Genomic DNA, 16,489 nt, shown 5'->3' with positions numbered 1-16,489 from the left:
CACACCATTGGGGAGTGAAAGCCCGTTCTCGTGGGCTTGCACCGACTTCGACCACCCGGGCGTGTTACCCAACCGGGTGGCTGGGGCGATTCGCCCGGTATTCTCCCGCTCCGCCCGATACCTGCCATGGCTCCGCCCCCCGTCTCCCCCCGCCCCGTCCCCCGGTCCCCCGCCAGCGGCGGCGCGTCGCGGGCGGAGGCAGACTAGAGGTCATGCGCGGCCTGCTGGTGATCGGACACGGCTCACGCCGAGACGAGGCGAATGCCATGGTGATCGAGCTCGCGCGCGCGCTCAGCCGCGGCGGCGACCCCGCGTGCGAGGAGACGTCCGACGCCGGCACGGCGGACAGCGACGCGGCAGGTGCGCACGCGGGCACGTTCGACGCGGGCACGTTCGACGCGGGCACCGCGGGCACGTTCGACGCGGGCACGACGAGCGCGGACGGGGGCGCGACGGAATCGGCCCCGCGAGCCGGCGCGGGCGCGGGCGCGACGAGCACCGTACCGGCCTGGCAGGCGGTGGAAGCCGCCTTCCTCGACGTCGTCCACCCGGACATCGCCCAGGGCTATGCCGCGCTGGTCCGTGCCGGCTGCTCGGAGATCATCGCGCACCCGTTCTTCCTGTTCGAGGGCAACCACACCACCCGCGACATACCCGCGGCACTGGCCGCCGCCCAGGCGGAGCACCCCACGACCCGCTGGACGATCACCCGCCCGCTCGGGCTGCATCCGGGCGTCGTACAGGCGGTGCGGGCCCGCATCGACGACGCCGTCGGCCGGCCCGGCGCCGACTACGACCCGGGTGTCGGCCGACCGGTCACGAGTTCGCCGACGACCGCCGCGAGCGGGTAGATCCCGGGCTCCGCCGGCACGGCGTCCACCCGCAGCCCCGCCGCCTCGCAGGCCTCGACGGTCCGGCGGCCCATGGCGGCGACCCGGACGGTGTCGGGCAGCGGCCCGTACAGCTCGGACAGGCAGCGCGCCGCGGTCGAGGAGGCGAGCGCGACGGCGTCGAGGTCGCCGTGCCGCAGTTCCTCGGCGATCCTCGGGTCCGGCTTTGCCGCGACGTCCGTGAGCAGCCTGACCCGGCGCAGCGTCCGAATCCCCGCCGGCGGTGGCGCCGACCCACAGATCACCACCCGCAGACCCGGCACGGGCACCTCGGTCACCACCCGGTTGGCGACCTGGACCTCGGCCGAGGAGCGCACCGAGACGAGTCCCAGCGCGTCCAGGGCGGCGGCAGCCGAGTCGGAGGCGGCGACGAGGGTCAGACCGGCGAGGGCCCGTACGTCGGTGCCGGCCGCACGCAGCAGCGTCACAGTCGCCGCGACCTCGTCCGCGTCCGCCAGCACCAGGCCGTCCGCGCCGGGCAGCGCCTCCCGCAGGGCAGCGCCGTCGGTGGCCGGGACGAGACGGCTGACCACGGTCTCGACCGCCTCCGCGCCGAGCTCGCGCAGCCTTCGGGCGAGCAGGCTGTCTCGAGCCCGCGTCCGCGGCACGAGCACTCGGATGCCCGCCAGCGGCCCGGCGGCCGCGGTCCGGTCGCCGTCGGTATCGGCCGCCGCGCCCGTCGCCGCCTGATCAGGCAGAACGGCGGCGTCGCGCCTGGCCGCGACCGGACCGACCACCAGCACGGCCGGTGAACGCAGCCGAAAGGCGACGGCGTCGACAGCGATGGCCTCCAGCGTCGTCCGGAGCACCCGCTGGGCGGGCGTCGTCCCACGCTCGATGACAGCGGCCGGGGTCTCCGGCGGACGTCCGCCGCGCAGCAGGGCATCGGCGATGTCGATCAGTCGGGCGACCCCCATGAGCACGACGACCGTGGCGCGCGAGGCCGCCAGGGCCGCCCAGTCCACCGTCGAGTCGGGATGGCCCGGCGGGACGTGGCCCGACACGATGGTGAGGTCCTGCGCCACCCCGCGATGGGTGACGGGAATGCCGGCGTAGGCCGGCGCGGCGATCGCGGAGGTCACACCGGGGACCACGGTGCAGCGGATGCCTGCGGCGGCGCAGGCCTCGGCCTCCTCACCACCGCGGCCGAGCAGGAACGGGTCGCCGCCCTTGAGCCGCACCACCGTCGCACCGGTTCGGGCCTCATCCACCAGGATCTGGTTGACCTCGTCCTGGCTGCGCGACCGCGTCGGGCTCTTGCCGACATGGATGATGCGAGCGTCCGACCGGACCGCGTCGAGCAGCACGGCCGCGGCCAACCGGTCGGTGACCACCACGTCCGCGGTGGCGAGGAGCTCGCGGCCGCGGACCGTCAGCAGCCCGGGATCACCCGGCCCGGCACCCACCAGCCAGACCTCACCGGCGCCGCCGCGGCCGACGCTCGGGCGCCCCGTCGTCGTGGGCTCCAGGGCCGGGGCCGAGCCCGGGGCCAGGGCCGATCCAGGTTGGTGGGCACCCGGCCCGGTCATCGCGAGAACCACGGCGTGCACGGTACAGGCCAGAGGTCACCACAGGCCGGGGTCACCGTCCACCAGGCTCGCAGGATCCCGAGCTACGGGCTACGAGCTACCGCTGTCGCTGTCGCTGTCGCCGAGCAAGGTTCGCCAGGCCGCTGCGCTGGCCTCCACGGATGCAGGCGATCTGAGCATCCCGGTCGGCAGAGGGCGCGAACCCCACCCGCACGACCACCCATGGAGGATCCCGCGCCACCGCACCGCACCAGCGATCCACCTCGAAAGGCGCAAAAGGGTCAGAGATTCATTTGACAACCCGCAAGAAGTGAGGATTCTGGTCGTTGGAACGACCAGAATCCGTCACTCTTGCGACTCGCCAAACCGGGCCGCCGGCCGAAGCCGCTGCGCTGCAGTACTAGTGGATACCGCACTCGGTCTTGCTGGTGCCGGACCAGCGGCCCTCCCGGCCGGTGCCCCGCCTGGTGCACGGCCGGCAGCCCACCGAGTCGTAGCCGTCGCTGAGCAGCGGGTTGACGATCACGTTGTGCTCCTGGACGTACCGGCTGACGTCCTCGTCCGTCCATGCGGCCAGGGGGAGCACCTTGACCTTGCCACGGCGCTGGTCCCAGCCGATGACCGGTAGGTCCCGCCGCCCCGCCGACTCGGCGCGGCGGGATCCGGCGGCCCAGGCCCGGTACGGCGCGAGCGCACGGTCCAGCGGGACGACCTTGCGCATCCGGCAGCACAGGTCCGGGTCGCTCTCGTAGAGCCGCGGGCCGTGCACGGCGTCCTGCCCGGCGACGGTGAGCTGCGGGCTCGCGCTGATGATCGGCAGGGAGTAGGTCTGCGCGACGGCGTCGCGGGTGCCGATGGTCTCGGCGAAGTGGTAACCGGTGTCGACGAAGATCACCGGGACGTCCGACCGGATCCGCGACAGCATGTCGGCGAGAACCGCCTCGGCCATGGAGGCCGCGACAGCCAGCCCGGTGCCGAACTCCTCCACCGCCCAGCCGAGGATCTCCTCGGCTGGCGCGCCTTCGAGCTCCTCGCCGGCCCGCAGTGCCCGGGCCTTCAGCGCGGCATCCATCAGTTCGTCTCCTCCACGTCCGACGGCGCTGCGGCGGTGCCGTTCGCCGAACCCGGTGTTCTGGCCGTCGTCCCGACGGCGACGTCCCTGCTGGTCTGATCGGTGCTGGTCTGATCGGCGCTGCTGTGATCGGTGCTGCTGTGATCGGGTGTCGCCGCCACCAGCGCCGTGAGGCTGAGCCGGAAGGCCCGCCGGCAGGCCCGGCAGGCCCAGTGCCCGTGCCCCTCGCCCGTACCGCCCGGGGCGGGCTCGGGCACGAGCTCCTCCTCGCCGCAGTACGGGCAGTAGAAGGGGACGGCGCGGGCGCTCACGTCGCACCTCCCGAGCCGCCGTGGCTGGGCGCGGTCAGCAGCGCCTCGTCGGCGTGCTCCGCCCAGTCGGCGAACGTGTCGCCCTCGGCCCGGTTCGCCTGGTAGGTCTCCAGCAGCCCGACGACGTAGTCGACGAGGCCGTCCGCGGTCACCTTGAGCCCACGGGACTTGCGGCCCAGCCGGGAACGGGTGCCGAGGTGCCCACCGAGGTGGACCTGGAAGCCCTCAACCATCTCGCCGTTGTCGTCGGGGACGAGGGAGCCCTTGAGGCCGATGTCCGCCACCTGGAAGCGGGCGCAGGCGTTCGGGCACCCGTTGATGTTGATGCCGATCGGCTCGTCGAAGTCCGGCAGCCGGCGCTCGAGCTCGAGGATGAGGTCGCGGGCGTTGCCCTTGGTCTCGACGATCGCCAGCTTGCAGAACTCGATGCCGGTGCAGGCCATCGTGCTGCGGCGGAACACGCTCGGCTTCACGACCAGGTCGAGCTCGGCGAGCTCGGCCTCGAGCGCGTCGAGGTCGCTCTCCGGCACGTCGAGGATCACCAGCTTCTGCATGGTGGTCGCCCGGATCCGGCCCTGGCCGAAACGGTCCGCCAGGTTCGCGACCGCGGTGAGGATGGTGCCGCTCACCCGGCCGGCCCGGGGGGCGAAACCGACGGCGAAGCGCCCGTCGCGCTGGCGGTGGATCCCGATGTGGTCGCGGCCCTCGTTGCGCGGCGGGGGCGGCGGCGGGCCGTCCGGCAGCGGCGAGGCGAGGTACTCCTTCTCCAGGGTCGACCGCACCCACTCGACACCCATGTCGGCGACGAGGAACTTCAGCCGGGCCCGGGTCCGCATCCGCCGGTACCCGTAGTCGCGGAACAGCTGGATGACGCCGTGCCACACCTCGGCCACCCGGTCGGGGGTGACGAACGTGCCGAGGCGCACGCCGAGCTTCGGGTTCGTCGACAGGCCGCCGCCGACCCACAGGTCGTAGCCGGCGCCGAGCTCGGGGTGCACCACGCCGACGAACGCGATGTCGTTGATCTCGTGCAGGGTGCACTGGTCCGCGCAGCCCGACATCGCGCTCTTGAACTTGCGCGGCAGGTTGGACAGTGACCGGTCACCCACGAACCGCTCGACGACCTCGTCGATGACGCCGGTGGCGTCGATGACCTCGTCCTCGTCCACGCCCGCCAGCGGGCAGCCCAGGATGACCCGGGGCGTGTCGCCGCAGGACTCCTCGACCGTCATCCCGGCGGCTTCGAGCGCGCCCCAGATGGCCGGCACGTCCTCGATGCGGATCCAGTGCAGCTGGATGTTCTGGCGGTCGGTCACGTCGGCGACGTCGCGCCCGTACCGGGTGGAGATGTCCCCGATGACCCGAAGCTGGTCGGACGTCAGCCGGCCGCCGTCGAGGCGGATGCGCTGCATGAAGTAGCGGTCGTCGAGCTCCTCGGGCTCCAGCACGGCGGTACGCCCGCCACTGATCCCCGGCCGGCGCTGCGTGTAGAGCCCCCACCAGCGGAACCGGCCGCGCAGGTCCTGCGGGTCGATCCCGTCGAAGCCCGTCTGCGGGTAGAGGTTCAGAATGCGGTCACGGACATCGAGACCGTTCTGGTCCTTCTTCATCCGCTCGTTGGCGTTCAGCGGCTCGGTGTAGCCCAACGCCCACTGGCCCTGCCCCTTCGGTCGGGACGGAGCGTTCGAGCGCGCGGCACGCGGGTTCGGAGCAGGAGAAGTCATGGTATCTCTCGGTGAGCAGGGTCCACCCAGGCGTGACACGCCGAGGTGGGCGGAGTCAGCGGGAGCGGCGACAGCCGGCGCTGGAGACGCGCAACAGGTCGACGTGGAGACGCGCGACCAGGCGAGGGTCGATGGGACCGACATCAGTCGGCCGCGGCATGAGCCCGACCCGCGAGGAGGCCCCGAGGCCTGACAGCCCGGCCACAGGGAACGCGCCAGCACGCCGGCGCCGAGCGGCCATCCGCCGCTCGCCCGACGGCTCCAGCGCGTGGACCCGGGCAGTCACGCTGGCCATGTTCCCACAGATGAGGCGCAGACGTCGTGGATACGTCGTCACACCTCATCTGGGTCACAGGCCAGCCACAACCGGCGACCAAGCCCGCGTTCGGGCGGGGCGGGTTCCGATCCCCGGGCAGGGCTCAGACCAGACGGGGCCTGCGACACATCTGGCGAATCCGGTCCAGCAGGGCCCCGGTGGACAGGTCCTTCTCCATGAGCTCGTCGGCACCGAGCGCCATGGCCTCCTCACGCAGGCTTCGCTCCGAGAAGCCCGTGAAGATCACCACTCGCGCCTCGGGCACGGCCCGGCGGACGCGTGGCAGCGCACCGAGCCCGTCGAGGACGGGCATCGCCACGTCCAGCAGCACCAGGTCCGGCTCCGTCCGGGCGACGACCTCGACCGCTTCGGCACCGTTGGCCGCCCGGCCGACCACGGTGAAGTCCGGCTCGGTGTCGAACAGGAGGCACAGAAGCTCGCGGAGCCCGTCGGCGTCGTCCGCGACGACCACACGGTAGGGACCCCGCCGGCCGCCGCGTCCGCGGGCCACCGAAACCCGGTGCGCAGCCCCGGCGATACCGGCCTCGGGAAGGCCGGCCACCGAGACACCAGCCTCAGGGACATCAACCCCGGGGACATCAACCCCAGCGAGGTCGATCTCCTCATCCGTCGACGGCCAGGAGTCCATCACTCGTCTTTTGTACGCGCTACCCGGCGCCGCGCCCATCGTCATTCGGGATGGTTCCACGGTATGACCCAAACGCGCTGGACACCCACCCGTTCGCTCCGGCTTGAAGCACCTCTCGGGCCATCCACACCGGATACCCGTGACACTGCGACGAATTGTGGCGACGCGACGGCGACCAACGCTTTTTCAGTCCCATTTCCGGCGCGTCAATAAAAACGCCCAGCACACAACCAATTCACAATAGAACGGCGCCCACCGGTACGGACGCGAGACGCAGGGCGGGACGCCGATCCAGCTCGCGGCACAACTACATGGACCGCGGGAGCACCTCACACCCTAAGCCGTGAACGGCCGTCCGACTACGAAGAGTAGCCATCACGAAGGCAACACCGCTACCACAGGCCCACACGAGAGAGGTAACTGTCCGTGTCCAGGACCTTTGACCCAAGGCACTCCTTGTGCCGGGAGGAGTATTGTCATCACTCCAGGTGATGCTCCACCCGGTCACCTCTACGCACAGGTACAGCTAGCCGCAGGCGCAGCAGCGTCAGAGACAGCCCAAGCAGACACAGATAACCCGTACGCACACGGTGGCAGGCATCGGATTGTCCGGAGCGTGGGCGCGACCTCAGCCAGGGAGCATCCACCCCGTCGTCAACGGTGTCGCCACGCCCCCACGACAGTGAGCGGGCAGCCGACAGCGGCGCACGACCGGCGTTTCATCCGCCCCGCCCACTGGATGAGGCACGCCGGAGTGGTCGCGTCTCGGAGCCCCGGGCAGCGGAAGGATCGGCGCACATGCGGCAACGAAGCCGGGGCCGGCAGGGTTTGAGTACCGCGGAGGACATGCTCCCGACGGAGATTCGACGGCGCCGTTGCGAACGTGGCCTGACCCGGGAGGAGCTTGCCGGCCGGACTGGTTACAGCCGCCAGTACATCAGCCAGTTGGAGCAGCCCAGCCGCGGCATCCCCGCCCGGCCGGTCCTGGCCGCGGTGGACGCGGCACTGGAAGCCGGCGGCGCACTCGTCGACCTGCGCGAGGCCGCCGTCGCCGAACGCGCCGAACGGCGCGGGCAGCAGCCGGACGCCGAGGTCGAATCCCGCCGTCGGATCGGTGACCTGCTCGACCACCGCCGCTCCGATCGCGAGCTGGACTACCTCGACCGGCTTGCCGCTGATCTCATCGCCGCCGCGGACGCACTGGAACCGGCCGACGTCACCGCCCGGGTGCTCGACCAGCAGACCTTCGTCGACCAGCTCCTGGCGACCCCGATGCTGCCGCATCAGCAGTTCCGGCTCTTCATGATCGCCGGTCACCTCGCAGGCCTGCTGGCGATCTCCCTGCTCGACATGGACGAGCTGGCGAAGGCGAGCACCTGCTGCCTGGAGGCCGCGGTCTTCACCGAGCTGACCGGGCACGAAGGGCTACGAGCGTGGACGCTGGCGATCAACAGTCTCATCGACGCCGCGGCCCGGCATGCGGACGAGCCCGGAGCCTCGGCGGTGGCGGGCGCGGAGGCAACGGCCGAACGCTCGGAGCCGAGGCTGGTAACGGCGCGAACCGTCAGGAATCCCGACATCGGCTCGGGGGGTCGCGCTTCTCGGCCGCCGGTCAGCCGCGACCCCGACGGCGCCGACCTGGCACTGGAAAGTCCTCCCCGTAACTCCGGGTACACCGACGAGCAGCAGAACCGTGGGGAGACTCCGCAAGCGGGTGGCCCGTCCGACGCCCGTCCGGTGCTCCCCCACCGGCGGGCGGAGGACCTCTCGTCACTGTCCGCATCCAGTTTCGGCGATTCGCCGTTCGGCCCGCCGCCGAGCGTCGACGAGATGTTGATTGCTCCGGGCGGGCGCGCGACTCCGCCCCGGCTGATCGCTCTCGTCAAAAGGCGGATCGCTCGCTTCGCCACGGCGTCGGCCCAGCGAGCTACTCCACCGGTGGGCATCTCCCAGGCTTTCCGCCCGCCGGTCTGAATCTATAGACCGATTGATCGAAGCAATCGAGGAAACGAGATCCCGCCGCGCCGACTATCGGCGACGGTGCGTCACACCGCGGCGAAGATGATCTCGTCGAGTGGGGGTGCGTCACCGCGCGCCGCCGCCCGGCGGGCGAATTCGAGAATCCCCGCCTGCTGCCTGGCTCCCAGGCGAAAATCCAGGGTCGTGAAGTAGCGCGCGAGGGTCGCGGGGTCGAAAACCTCGAACCTCGCCGCCCGCCGGGCCACCTCGTCCACCTCACGCAGCGCCACATCGAGGCTCGACCGGAACGCGGCGTGCACCTCCTTGACCACTCCGGGATGGTCGGTGGCGAAGGAACGCCGCGCGGCCCAGACCGCGAAGACCATCGGCAGGCCAGTCCATTCGCGCCATTCGTTTCCGAGGTCGACGACCTGGAGGGGGTGGCCCTCACCGGCCCGCTCCGCGTCGTAGGTCGCCCGCAGCGCCACGTCACCGATGGTCACGGCCGCATCGGCCTCACGCAGCATCAGCGGAATCTCCGGCGGCATCGTGACGTACTCCGGCCGCAGCCCCCATCGCTGCTCGAACAGCATCCGGGCCAGCAGCACGCTCGTCCGGGACGTCGACCCCAGCGCGACGGTGCGGATCTGCTCGAACGGGACAGCGCTGCTGACGACGACGGACAGCACCGGGCCGTCCGAACCCACCGCCAGGTCAGGCAGGAGGACGAGCTCGTCCGCATGCCTCAGATACTCGACCAGGCTGATCGGGCCGATATCGAGATCGCCGGCGACCAGGGCTTCGTTGAGCCGGTCCGGGGAGTCCTTGGTCAGATCCAGGTCGAGCAGCGCGTCGGAATGGACCAGACCCCAGTACAGCGGAAGACAGTTGAGGAACTGGATGTGGCCGACCCTGGGCCGCGCGGCCCGCGCCAGGAGCCCGGCCTCCGTCGGCACTCCCGCGACCTGCTCGGGCACCCCCGCGCGGGTCGGCGCCGCCGGCCGTGTCTGGGCCCCGACCTGCTCGGGCACCCCTACCTGCTCCGGCACCCCGATCTGCTCGGGCACCCCGACGTGCTCACGCGCCCCGGCCCGGCCCGCTGTCTCCGGCGACCGTGCCCACGGCGCCGGGTCCGCCGCCGTCATCCGGACTCGCCGCCGCGCCGCGCGGCAACGCTGTCCAGCACTGCCCGGCGCTGCCGCAGCGCGAGTGGATAGCTAAGCAGCCCGCTGACAACCAGCGCAAGGGCGAAACCGAGCAGGCCACCCACACCGACGAGCAACAGCACCGCGAGAACCGCCGCGAAGAGCGCGGCGCGGATCGCGAAATACCGCAGGTTGAGGCCCCACATGCCGACCTCGCCAGCCGGCCGCTGGCTCCCTCGCGATCCACCGCGACGCGGCAGGCGGGACACCGGACCGGCCGGCGGTACGTCGTCAGCGGACATCATGCGCTCCGGTTTCTGGAGGTACGGCGTGCTCGGCGGCGTACCCAGCCAAGGCGCTGCAGCAACGCCGGATAGAAGCCCAACCCGAGAAAGATGATCAGCAGCCCGAGCAGACCGGCCGGGCCGATCGCGAGGCCGGCCCAGCGCAGCAGGCTGTAGGCGACCAGCCCCGGGACGAGGATCACCAGGAACGCCAGCACGAAGATCGAGCCCATGCCGGGCGCACCCGCCGGCCGGGCCGGACGAGCCTGACCGGCCCGCACGGGGCCCGCCGCGCCGCCCGAGGGGCCATCAGACCCGGACACAGCCACCGCCTCGGCCCGCACGGGCCCGGCCTCGCCCCCGGCAGGCCCGGCCGGGGATCTCTCGTCGCTGGTCATGACCGGTCAGGCGTCGATCGCGACGGGCTTGTCCCGCCTGGTGGAGTCCGGACCGTCATAGGTGCGAACGACCCGGTAGCGGGTGTCCCGCTCGACCGGGCGGAACCCGGCGTCGCGGATCACGCCGAGCAGGTCGTCGCGGGTCATCGTGGTGGGCGTGCCGAACCCGTCCGCATCATGTGTGATCTTGTATTCGACCACCGACCCGTCGAGGTCGTCCGCGCCGAAGTTGAGCGCGAGCTGGGCCGTGGTCAGCCCGTGCATCACCCAGAAGCACTTGATGTGGTCGACGTTGTCGAACAACAGCCTGGAGACGGCGAAGGTCTTCAGCGCCTCGGCGCCCGTCGCCATCGGCTGCCCCATCAGCCGGTTACGCGGATCCCCCACCGAGTCGTGCTGGAACCGCAGCGGGATGAACACCGCGAAGCCACCGGTCTCGTCCTGCAGCTCACGCAGGCGAAGCACGTGGTCGACCCGGTGCCGCGGCTCCTCGACGTGCCCGTAGAGCATGGTGCACGGTGTCCGCAGGCCCTTGGCGTGAGCGAGCCGGTGGATCCGCGACCAGTCCTCCCAGTGGGTCTCGTGCCCGACGATGTGCTGCCGGACCTCCCAGTCGAAGATCTCCGCGCCGCCACCCGTCAGGGACTCGAGGCCGGCGTCGATGAGCTCGTCGAGGATCTCGTCGGCCGGCAGGCCGCTGATCTTCTCGAACCAGTGGATCTCGGTCGCGGTGAAGGCCTTGAGCGCGACGCCGGGCAGTGCCTTCCCCAGCTCGCGCAGCGAGCGCGGGTAGTAGCGCCACGGCAGGGTCGGGTGCAGGCCGTTGACGATGTGCAGCTCGGTGATACCGGCCGGCTCCATCTCCTTCGCGAGCCGCACCGCCTCCTCGATCCGCATCGTGTAGGCGTCCGACTCGCCGGGCTTGCGCTGGAACGAGCAGTAGGCGCAGGACGCGGAGCAGACGTTCGTCAGGTTGAGATGCCGGTTGACGTTGAAGAAGGTCCGGTCACCGTTCTTCCGGGTCCGCACCTCGTGAGCAAGCCCACCGAGCCAGGCGAGGTCGTCGCTGGCATACAGCGCCTCGCCGTCGGCCCGGCTGAGCCGGGCTCCATCGTGGACCTTGGCTTCGATCTCTCGCTTGAGCCCGGCATCCATGGATCCCAGACTAGCGCCGCGGACCGTCGGGCCATGGCGGCCGCATCCGCCATCGGAGCCGTGACGCAGGACGCAGTTCGTTCCCGCCTGCCCCCGAAAGTGGACGTCAACCGCCCGACGGGGGTCCCTGGGGGCCCTCGTCGCGGGAACGCGCGGCGGCCCGGCGCTGCATGCGCCCCAACGGCCAGGTGAGCAGTCCCGCGACCGCGAAGGCGATGAGCAGCGCCAGCACCAGGTTGACGCCCGCGACGATGAGGACCACGGCAAGGACCACCAGAACGGCCAGCCGGCCCAGAAAGTACGGCAGCTGAACACGCAGGTCGGGGGCGACCTCGGCCGGCTTCCCGGACTGCGCCGTCTTGCCGGCCTGAACTTCCTTACCGGCCTGCGCCACCTCCCCGGACTGCGCCGCCTTACCGGACTGTGCCGCCGGCCCGCGCCCCGGCTCCAGCTGCCCCTTCATGGAACGTCCCGCGGCCGGCCCCTTCCGGGCTGCCGACTTCCCGGTGCTCCCCGGCCGCTCCGTCCGCCTCCCTGCCATGGCCCCTGTCCGCTCCTCATCGCCTCGGGTGGCCGCGGTGAGCGGCCTGTTCATGCGGTCTGTTCATGCGGTCTGTTGTACCCGGATCGGGCCCACCCGGGTCAGGTCGGATCGGGCCCGGGCCCGGCCGCGGCGGAGCGGGCCTCGCCCAGGGTGCCCGTCCAGCGGCGGAACAGCTCGTTGGGAACCCCGGCGGCGTCGAGGACCCGGCCCGCGACGAAGTCGGCGAGGTCGTCGACATCGCGGGCGCCCGCGTAGAAACCGGGGCTCGCCGCCGCCACGACCGCGCCGGCGGCATCGAGATCGAGCATGTGGCGCAGCGTCGCCCGGGTGTAGGGCATCTCCCGGGGCACCACGACGAGGCGCCGCCCCTCCTTGAGGGTGACGTCGGCCGCGCGTTGCAGCAGGTCCTTGGACAGGCCGAGCGCGACCCCGGCGAGCGACGCCGTGCTGGCCGGAACGACGATCATGCCCCGGGTCGGGTACGACCCGCTGCTGGGGCGCGCACCGAGATCGGCCGGCGGATGCACCTCGACCAGACGGTCGACCCGGGCGCTTACCTCGTCGGCGTCCGGGCGGCGTGTCCCGTCGGCGCGCCTGCCCAGCCAGGTCGACAGCGGGTCGAGCCAGGCCGCGTCGCGCCAGCCGATGCCCGTCTCGTCCAGCAGTGTGAGTCGGGCGGCACGGGAGAGCACGAGATCGACCGGCAGCTGGGCGGCGAGCAGACCCCGCAGCACGGAGGCCGCGTACGGGGTTCCGCTGGCGCCGCTGACCCCGACGATCCACGGCACCCTGACCGCCTCGCCGGCCGCCGCCGTGACCGTGCCAGCCGCCGGCGCGACCGTGGCGACCGCGACCGGGGCCGTGGCGTTCGTCCCGCCGGTTGGCACTTTGCCGCCCGTCAAGCTCAGGCGCCGAGGCCGCGGTCGATCAGGTCCACCAGGGCGAAGGCGAACAGGGTGATCCCGACGAACCCGTTGGCGGTGAGGAAGGCACGGTTCACCCGGGAGAGGTCGGTCGGCGACACGATGGCGTGTTCGTAACAGAACGCGGCGGCGGTCAGTGCCAGGCCCGCCCACCACCAGACACCGAAGTCCTCGACCAGACCGAACCAGACGAACAGGGCGAAAGTCACGACATGGGTCACGACCGAGCCTGCCAACGCGGCCCGGATCCCGAAGCGGGCGGGCACGGAGCGAACGCCGATCCGCCGGTCGACCTCGGCGTCCTGGCAGGAGTAGATCAGGTCGAAGCCGCCGATCCAGGTGCCCACGGCCAGCCCGAGCAGCACCGCCGGCCAGGACCAGGTGTCGGTGATCGCGATCCACGCGCCGACCGGGGCCACCGCCTGCGCGATCGCCAGCACCGCGTGCGGGAAGTCCGTGAAGCGCTTCGCGTACGAGTAGACGATCAGCGGTGCGACCGCGACCGGAGCGAGCGCGAGGCACAGCCACGACAGCATCGCGGCCGAGCCGAGGAACACCGCCAGCGCGACGATCGAGCCGACCACCGCGGTGCGCACCGACACCACACCGGTGACGAGCTCCCGGCCCGCCGTCCGCGGGTTCCGGGCGTCGATCGCCCGGTCGATGATGCGGTTGGTCGCCATCGCGAACGTGCGAGCCGCCACCATCGCGACCGTCACCAGCGCGAGATCACGCCAGTGGACGGACCGGGACATGTCGAAGCACGCCGCGAACGCGGCCACGTAGGCGAACGGCAACGCGAAGACCGAGTGCTCGATGACGACCAGCCGCAGGAAGGCCCGCACCCGGCTGTGGGCCGGGCCACCGGAGGCACGTCCCGGCAGACCGGACGTACCGGACGCGCCGGACGTTCCGGAGGCGCTGGGCGCGAACGCGGCGTCGCTCACAGGCCGTACTCCTTCCACCGTCGGGTCACGGTCTCCCGGACGGCGTCATCCATCACGATCTCCTCGGGCCAGCCGCCGTCACGCCGGTATCCCTCGGTCGGCAGCTTGCGGGTGGCGTCGACCCCGATCTTGCCGCCGTAGAACTGCTCGTAGGAGGCGTGATCGAGGTGGTCCACCGGCCCCACCGTGGTGACCAGGTCATGCGCGTAGTCCACATTGCCGAAGGCCCGCCAGGCCACCTCGTGGTAGTCGTGCACGTCACAGTCGTCGTCGACGACGACGATCAGCTTCGACAGCGACAGCAGGCCGGCCCCCCAGACCGCGTTCATGACCTTCTGCGCGTGCTTGGGGAAGCGCTTCTCGATCGACACGATCGCGCAGTTGTGGAAGACGCCGGCCTCGGGCAGGTCGTAGTCGACGATCTCGGGGATCATCATCCGGATCAGCGGCAGGAAGATCCGTTCGGTGGCCTTGCCCATCGGCCCGTCCTCCTGCGGGGGACGCCCGACCACGATGCTCTGGAAGACGGGGTCGCGCTGCATCGTCATCACGTCGATGTGCAGCGCGGGGAACGGCTCGATCGGGGTGTAGAAGCCGGTGTGGTCGCCGAACGGGCCCTCGGGGATCCGCTCCCCCGGCTCCAGCCAGCCCTCGAGCACGACCTGGGCGTTCGCCGGGACCTGGAGCGGAACGGTCAGGCAGTCGACCATCTCGACCCGCTCGCGGCGCAGGAACCCGGCGAAAAGGTACTCGTCGATGTCGGCCGGCAGCGGCGCCGAGGAAGCGTAGGTCACAGCCGGATCACAGCCGAACGCGATGGCGACCGGCAGCCGCTCGCCGCGCCGCTCGGCGACCGCGTGGTGCGCGTTGGAGTCCTTGTGGATCTGCCAGTGCATCCCCACCGTGCGGGAGTCATGCTGCTGCAACCGGTACATCCCGAGGTTGCGCGCGCCGGTCTCCGGATGCTTCGTGTGGGTCAGCCCCAGGTTCAGGAACGGCCCGCCGTCACGCGGCCAGGCGTGCACGCCCGGCAGCAGGTCCAGATCGACGTCCGACCCCTTGAGGACGACCTCCTGGCAGGGAGCCGTCCGGACCTTGCGGGGCGGCAGCGAGGTGAGCTGGGCCGCCTTGCCCAGCGCCGAGCGCAGGCCACCGAGCCCCACCGGCAGCTCGGGCCGCAGCAGCTCGCCGATGCGGGTGCCGATGTCGTCCAGGCGCTCGACGCCGAGCGCCGCCGCCATCCGTGCCTCGGTGCCGAAGAGGTTGATGGCCAGCGGCATGTCGGCGCCCTTGGGCTTCTCGAACAGCAGCGCGGGACCGCCGGCGCGGACGACCCTGGTGACGATCTCCGTCACCTCCAGGCGGGGGTCGACGGGAACCCGCACTCGGCGCAGATCGCCGCCGCGGTCGAGATGCGTGAGAAACGCGCGGAGATCCGCCCAGGCCATGACGTCCATCTTTGCAGCGTCGACCGGCAGCCGCCGGACGTACCCTGTCTGGGGACGCTTCAAGCGCCTGACGCGCCCCCCTTCGCGGCGAGTGAACATCGCCTTCGCCGACCGCTGGGACACGGCATCCGGCCGGGAGGCACACTAGGGGCACACCAGGCGTCCATCTCAGGCGGCATGGATCCGGGACAGAACCGGCCGAACCTCGGTGCGCGGTTGGGGAGCCACAGTCAGTGACCGGGGCTCGGAGCCGTCACCGGGCCGGGGCCACGCGCTGCCTGCGGCGGCCGGGTGAAACCGGCAGATCTTCGACCATGGGCACGCCGCGCGGCGATGCCACGGGAGCCGAACCGCGTACGCGGTCACGGCGTGAGGGAGAGGAGCGGTCGACCTGTGCTTGGTCTCGCGCTGACATTCCTGGTCATCGGTGTCTGGGCGTTCTCGGTCATCGACGTGATCGGCACACCCGCCCAGGCCGTGCGGGTCGTGCCCAAGCCGATCTGGTTGATCGCGCTGATCGTCTTCTTCTTCTTCGGCTCGGTCTGCTGGTTCCTGTTCGGGCGGCCGAGGGCCGCCTATGGCGTTCCCGGCTACGAACGCCACCGCGCGTCGGACCACCCGGCGTTCGGGGGCCGCGGGCCGTGGGGAACCGAGCGGCGAACCGCCGGCTACAGCCGCTCCGGGCTCTCCCGGGCCCAGATGCGTCGCCAGTCGATCCGCCCCGTCGGGCCAGACGACGACCCCGAGTTCCTGCGCGAGCTCTCCGACCGCATTCGTGGCGGGGACGCCGAGCCCCCCAACGCACGGGGCTGAACCCGCTCGGCAGGCGGGCGGCGACCCCCCTTGGCCGCCGCCCCGCTGCCCTGATGTTCTGCTGCTGCCCTGACGCCCTGCTGCCGGGCAGGAATTGAGGATCGCGGTCGTTCTGGAGCCCGGCACAGACTGGCGCCGGTCAAGATCGCTGGTCGGTGTGCGGGAAGGTTCGCACTCCATGAACGTGACCGGACCTTCGGTAGCCCGACATCCCGGTTTGACGAGTCGCAGGAGTGAAGGATTTTGGTTGTTCCGGAGCCTGTCGCAAATTGAGGTGTCACTACCCGGGTGATCATGTTTTGTCCGGGATGATCGGGTTTATGGCGCGTGGGTACCGGCCGGTCCGGCGGGATCAGTTGTTCCTGCTCCCGCCGGACATGAC

The 16,489-nt window shown here is 71.4% G+C and carries 17 protein-coding genes; 3 read left to right on the top strand and 14 right to left on the bottom strand.

Features of this window, described 5'->3' with window-relative positions; translation table 11 throughout:
* Positions 1–266: 266 nt before the first annotated feature.
* On the top strand, positions 267–851 hold the full coding sequence (locus ACG83_RS34015; protein ID WP_054570653.1) for a sirohydrochlorin chelatase: 585 nt from the start codon (positions 267–269) through the stop codon (positions 849–851).
* On the opposite strand, the gene cobA is transcribed toward ACG83_RS34015, so the two are convergent.
* The 6 genes from cobA to ACG83_RS33990 all read right to left on the bottom strand — a co-directional run bounded on the left by cobA (position 791) and on the right by ACG83_RS33990 (position 6,491).
* Positions 791–2,419, bottom strand: coding sequence for a uroporphyrinogen-III C-methyltransferase (gene cobA / locus ACG83_RS34010; RefSeq protein WP_235498365.1), 1,629 nt, complete (start codon positions 2,417–2,419; stop codon positions 791–793). The genes ACG83_RS34015 and cobA overlap by 61 nt on opposite strands.
* Before the next feature lie 400 nt (positions 2,420–2,819).
* Complete coding sequence (locus tag ACG83_RS34005) at positions 2,820–3,491, bottom strand: phosphoadenylyl-sulfate reductase (protein ID WP_054570391.1); 672 nt, start codon at positions 3,489–3,491, stop codon at positions 2,820–2,822.
* Positions 3,491–3,802 (bottom strand): hypothetical protein, encoded by a 312-nt coding sequence (locus ACG83_RS34000; RefSeq protein ID WP_054570390.1) that lies wholly within the window; start codon positions 3,800–3,802, stop codon positions 3,491–3,493. The genes ACG83_RS34005 and ACG83_RS34000 overlap by 1 nt, the downstream gene beginning before the upstream one ends.
* A complete protein-coding gene (locus ACG83_RS33995; protein ID WP_054570389.1) occupies positions 3,799–5,526 on the bottom strand; it encodes a nitrite/sulfite reductase in 1,728 nt (575 codons plus the stop codon). Before ACG83_RS33995 ends, ACG83_RS34000 begins: the two co-directional genes overlap by 4 nt.
* Positions 5,527–5,581: 55 nt before the next feature.
* Positions 5,582–5,686, bottom strand: coding sequence for a putative leader peptide (locus ACG83_RS48165; RefSeq protein ID WP_341271968.1), 105 nt, complete (start codon positions 5,684–5,686; stop codon positions 5,582–5,584).
* 259 nt (positions 5,687–5,945) lie between these two features.
* Positions 5,946–6,491 carry a response regulator transcription factor gene (locus ACG83_RS33990; RefSeq protein ID WP_054570388.1) on the bottom strand — a complete coding sequence of 182 codons (546 nt, stop codon included), beginning with the start codon at positions 6,489–6,491 and terminating at the stop codon, positions 5,946–5,948.
* A 798-nt stretch (positions 6,492–7,289) separates the two neighbouring features.
* Between ACG83_RS33990 and ACG83_RS33985 the strand changes: the two genes are divergently transcribed.
* On the top strand, positions 7,290–8,465 hold the full coding sequence (locus ACG83_RS33985) for a helix-turn-helix transcriptional regulator (protein WP_054570387.1): 1,176 nt from the start codon (positions 7,290–7,292) through the stop codon (positions 8,463–8,465).
* Between the two features lie 71 nt (positions 8,466–8,536).
* Here the strand turns inward: ACG83_RS33985 and ACG83_RS33980 are convergent, their stop codons facing one another.
* The 8 genes from ACG83_RS33980 to ACG83_RS33945 all read right to left on the bottom strand — a co-directional run bounded on the left by ACG83_RS33980 (position 8,537) and on the right by ACG83_RS33945 (position 15,294).
* Positions 8,537–9,595 carry a menaquinone biosynthetic enzyme MqnA/MqnD family protein gene (locus tag ACG83_RS33980; protein ID WP_235498364.1) on the bottom strand — a complete coding sequence of 353 codons (1,059 nt, stop codon included), beginning with the start codon at positions 9,593–9,595 and terminating at the stop codon, positions 8,537–8,539.
* A complete protein-coding gene (locus ACG83_RS33975; protein ID WP_054570386.1) occupies positions 9,592–9,897 on the bottom strand; it encodes a DUF4229 domain-containing protein in 306 nt (101 codons plus the stop codon). The genes ACG83_RS33980 and ACG83_RS33975 overlap by 4 nt, the downstream gene beginning before the upstream one ends.
* Positions 9,897–10,277: a hypothetical protein gene (locus ACG83_RS33970; RefSeq protein ID WP_235498363.1), complete on the bottom strand. Its 381-nt coding sequence runs from the start codon at positions 10,275–10,277 to the stop codon at positions 9,897–9,899. Before ACG83_RS33970 ends, ACG83_RS33975 begins: the two co-directional genes overlap by 1 nt.
* Before the next feature lie 6 nt (positions 10,278–10,283).
* Positions 10,284–11,432: an aminofutalosine synthase MqnE gene (gene mqnE / locus ACG83_RS33965; protein WP_054570385.1), complete on the bottom strand. Its 1,149-nt coding sequence runs from the start codon at positions 11,430–11,432 to the stop codon at positions 10,284–10,286.
* A gap of 106 nt (positions 11,433–11,538) precedes the next feature.
* Complete coding sequence (locus ACG83_RS47195) at positions 11,539–11,895, bottom strand: hypothetical protein (protein ID WP_235498362.1); 357 nt, start codon at positions 11,893–11,895, stop codon at positions 11,539–11,541.
* A 179-nt stretch (positions 11,896–12,074) separates the two neighbouring features.
* Entirely contained in the window at positions 12,075–12,863 is a 789-nt protein-coding gene (locus ACG83_RS33955; RefSeq protein WP_083473849.1) for a UbiX family flavin prenyltransferase, read from the bottom strand.
* 17 nt (positions 12,864–12,880) lie between these two features.
* A complete protein-coding gene (mqnP, locus tag ACG83_RS33950; protein WP_054570384.1) occupies positions 12,881–13,846 on the bottom strand; it encodes a menaquinone biosynthesis prenyltransferase MqnP in 966 nt (321 codons plus the stop codon).
* Positions 13,843–15,294 carry a menaquinone biosynthesis decarboxylase gene (locus tag ACG83_RS33945; RefSeq protein WP_054570648.1) on the bottom strand — a complete coding sequence of 484 codons (1,452 nt, stop codon included), beginning with the start codon at positions 15,292–15,294 and terminating at the stop codon, positions 13,843–13,845. Before ACG83_RS33945 ends, mqnP begins: the two co-directional genes overlap by 4 nt.
* A gap of 393 nt (positions 15,295–15,687) precedes the next feature.
* On the opposite strand from ACG83_RS33945, the gene ACG83_RS33940 reads away from it, so the two are divergent.
* Entirely contained in the window at positions 15,688–16,107 is a 420-nt protein-coding gene (locus tag ACG83_RS33940) for a PLD nuclease N-terminal domain-containing protein (RefSeq protein WP_054570383.1), read from the top strand.
* Positions 16,108–16,489 lie beyond the last annotated feature (382 nt).

It is taken from the genome of Frankia sp. R43 (genome assembly GCF_001306465.1).
GTDB lineage: Bacteria > Actinomycetota > Actinomycetes > Frankiales > Frankiaceae > Parafrankia > Parafrankia irregularis.
This window is presented reverse-complemented; position numbering and strand designations above follow the sequence as displayed.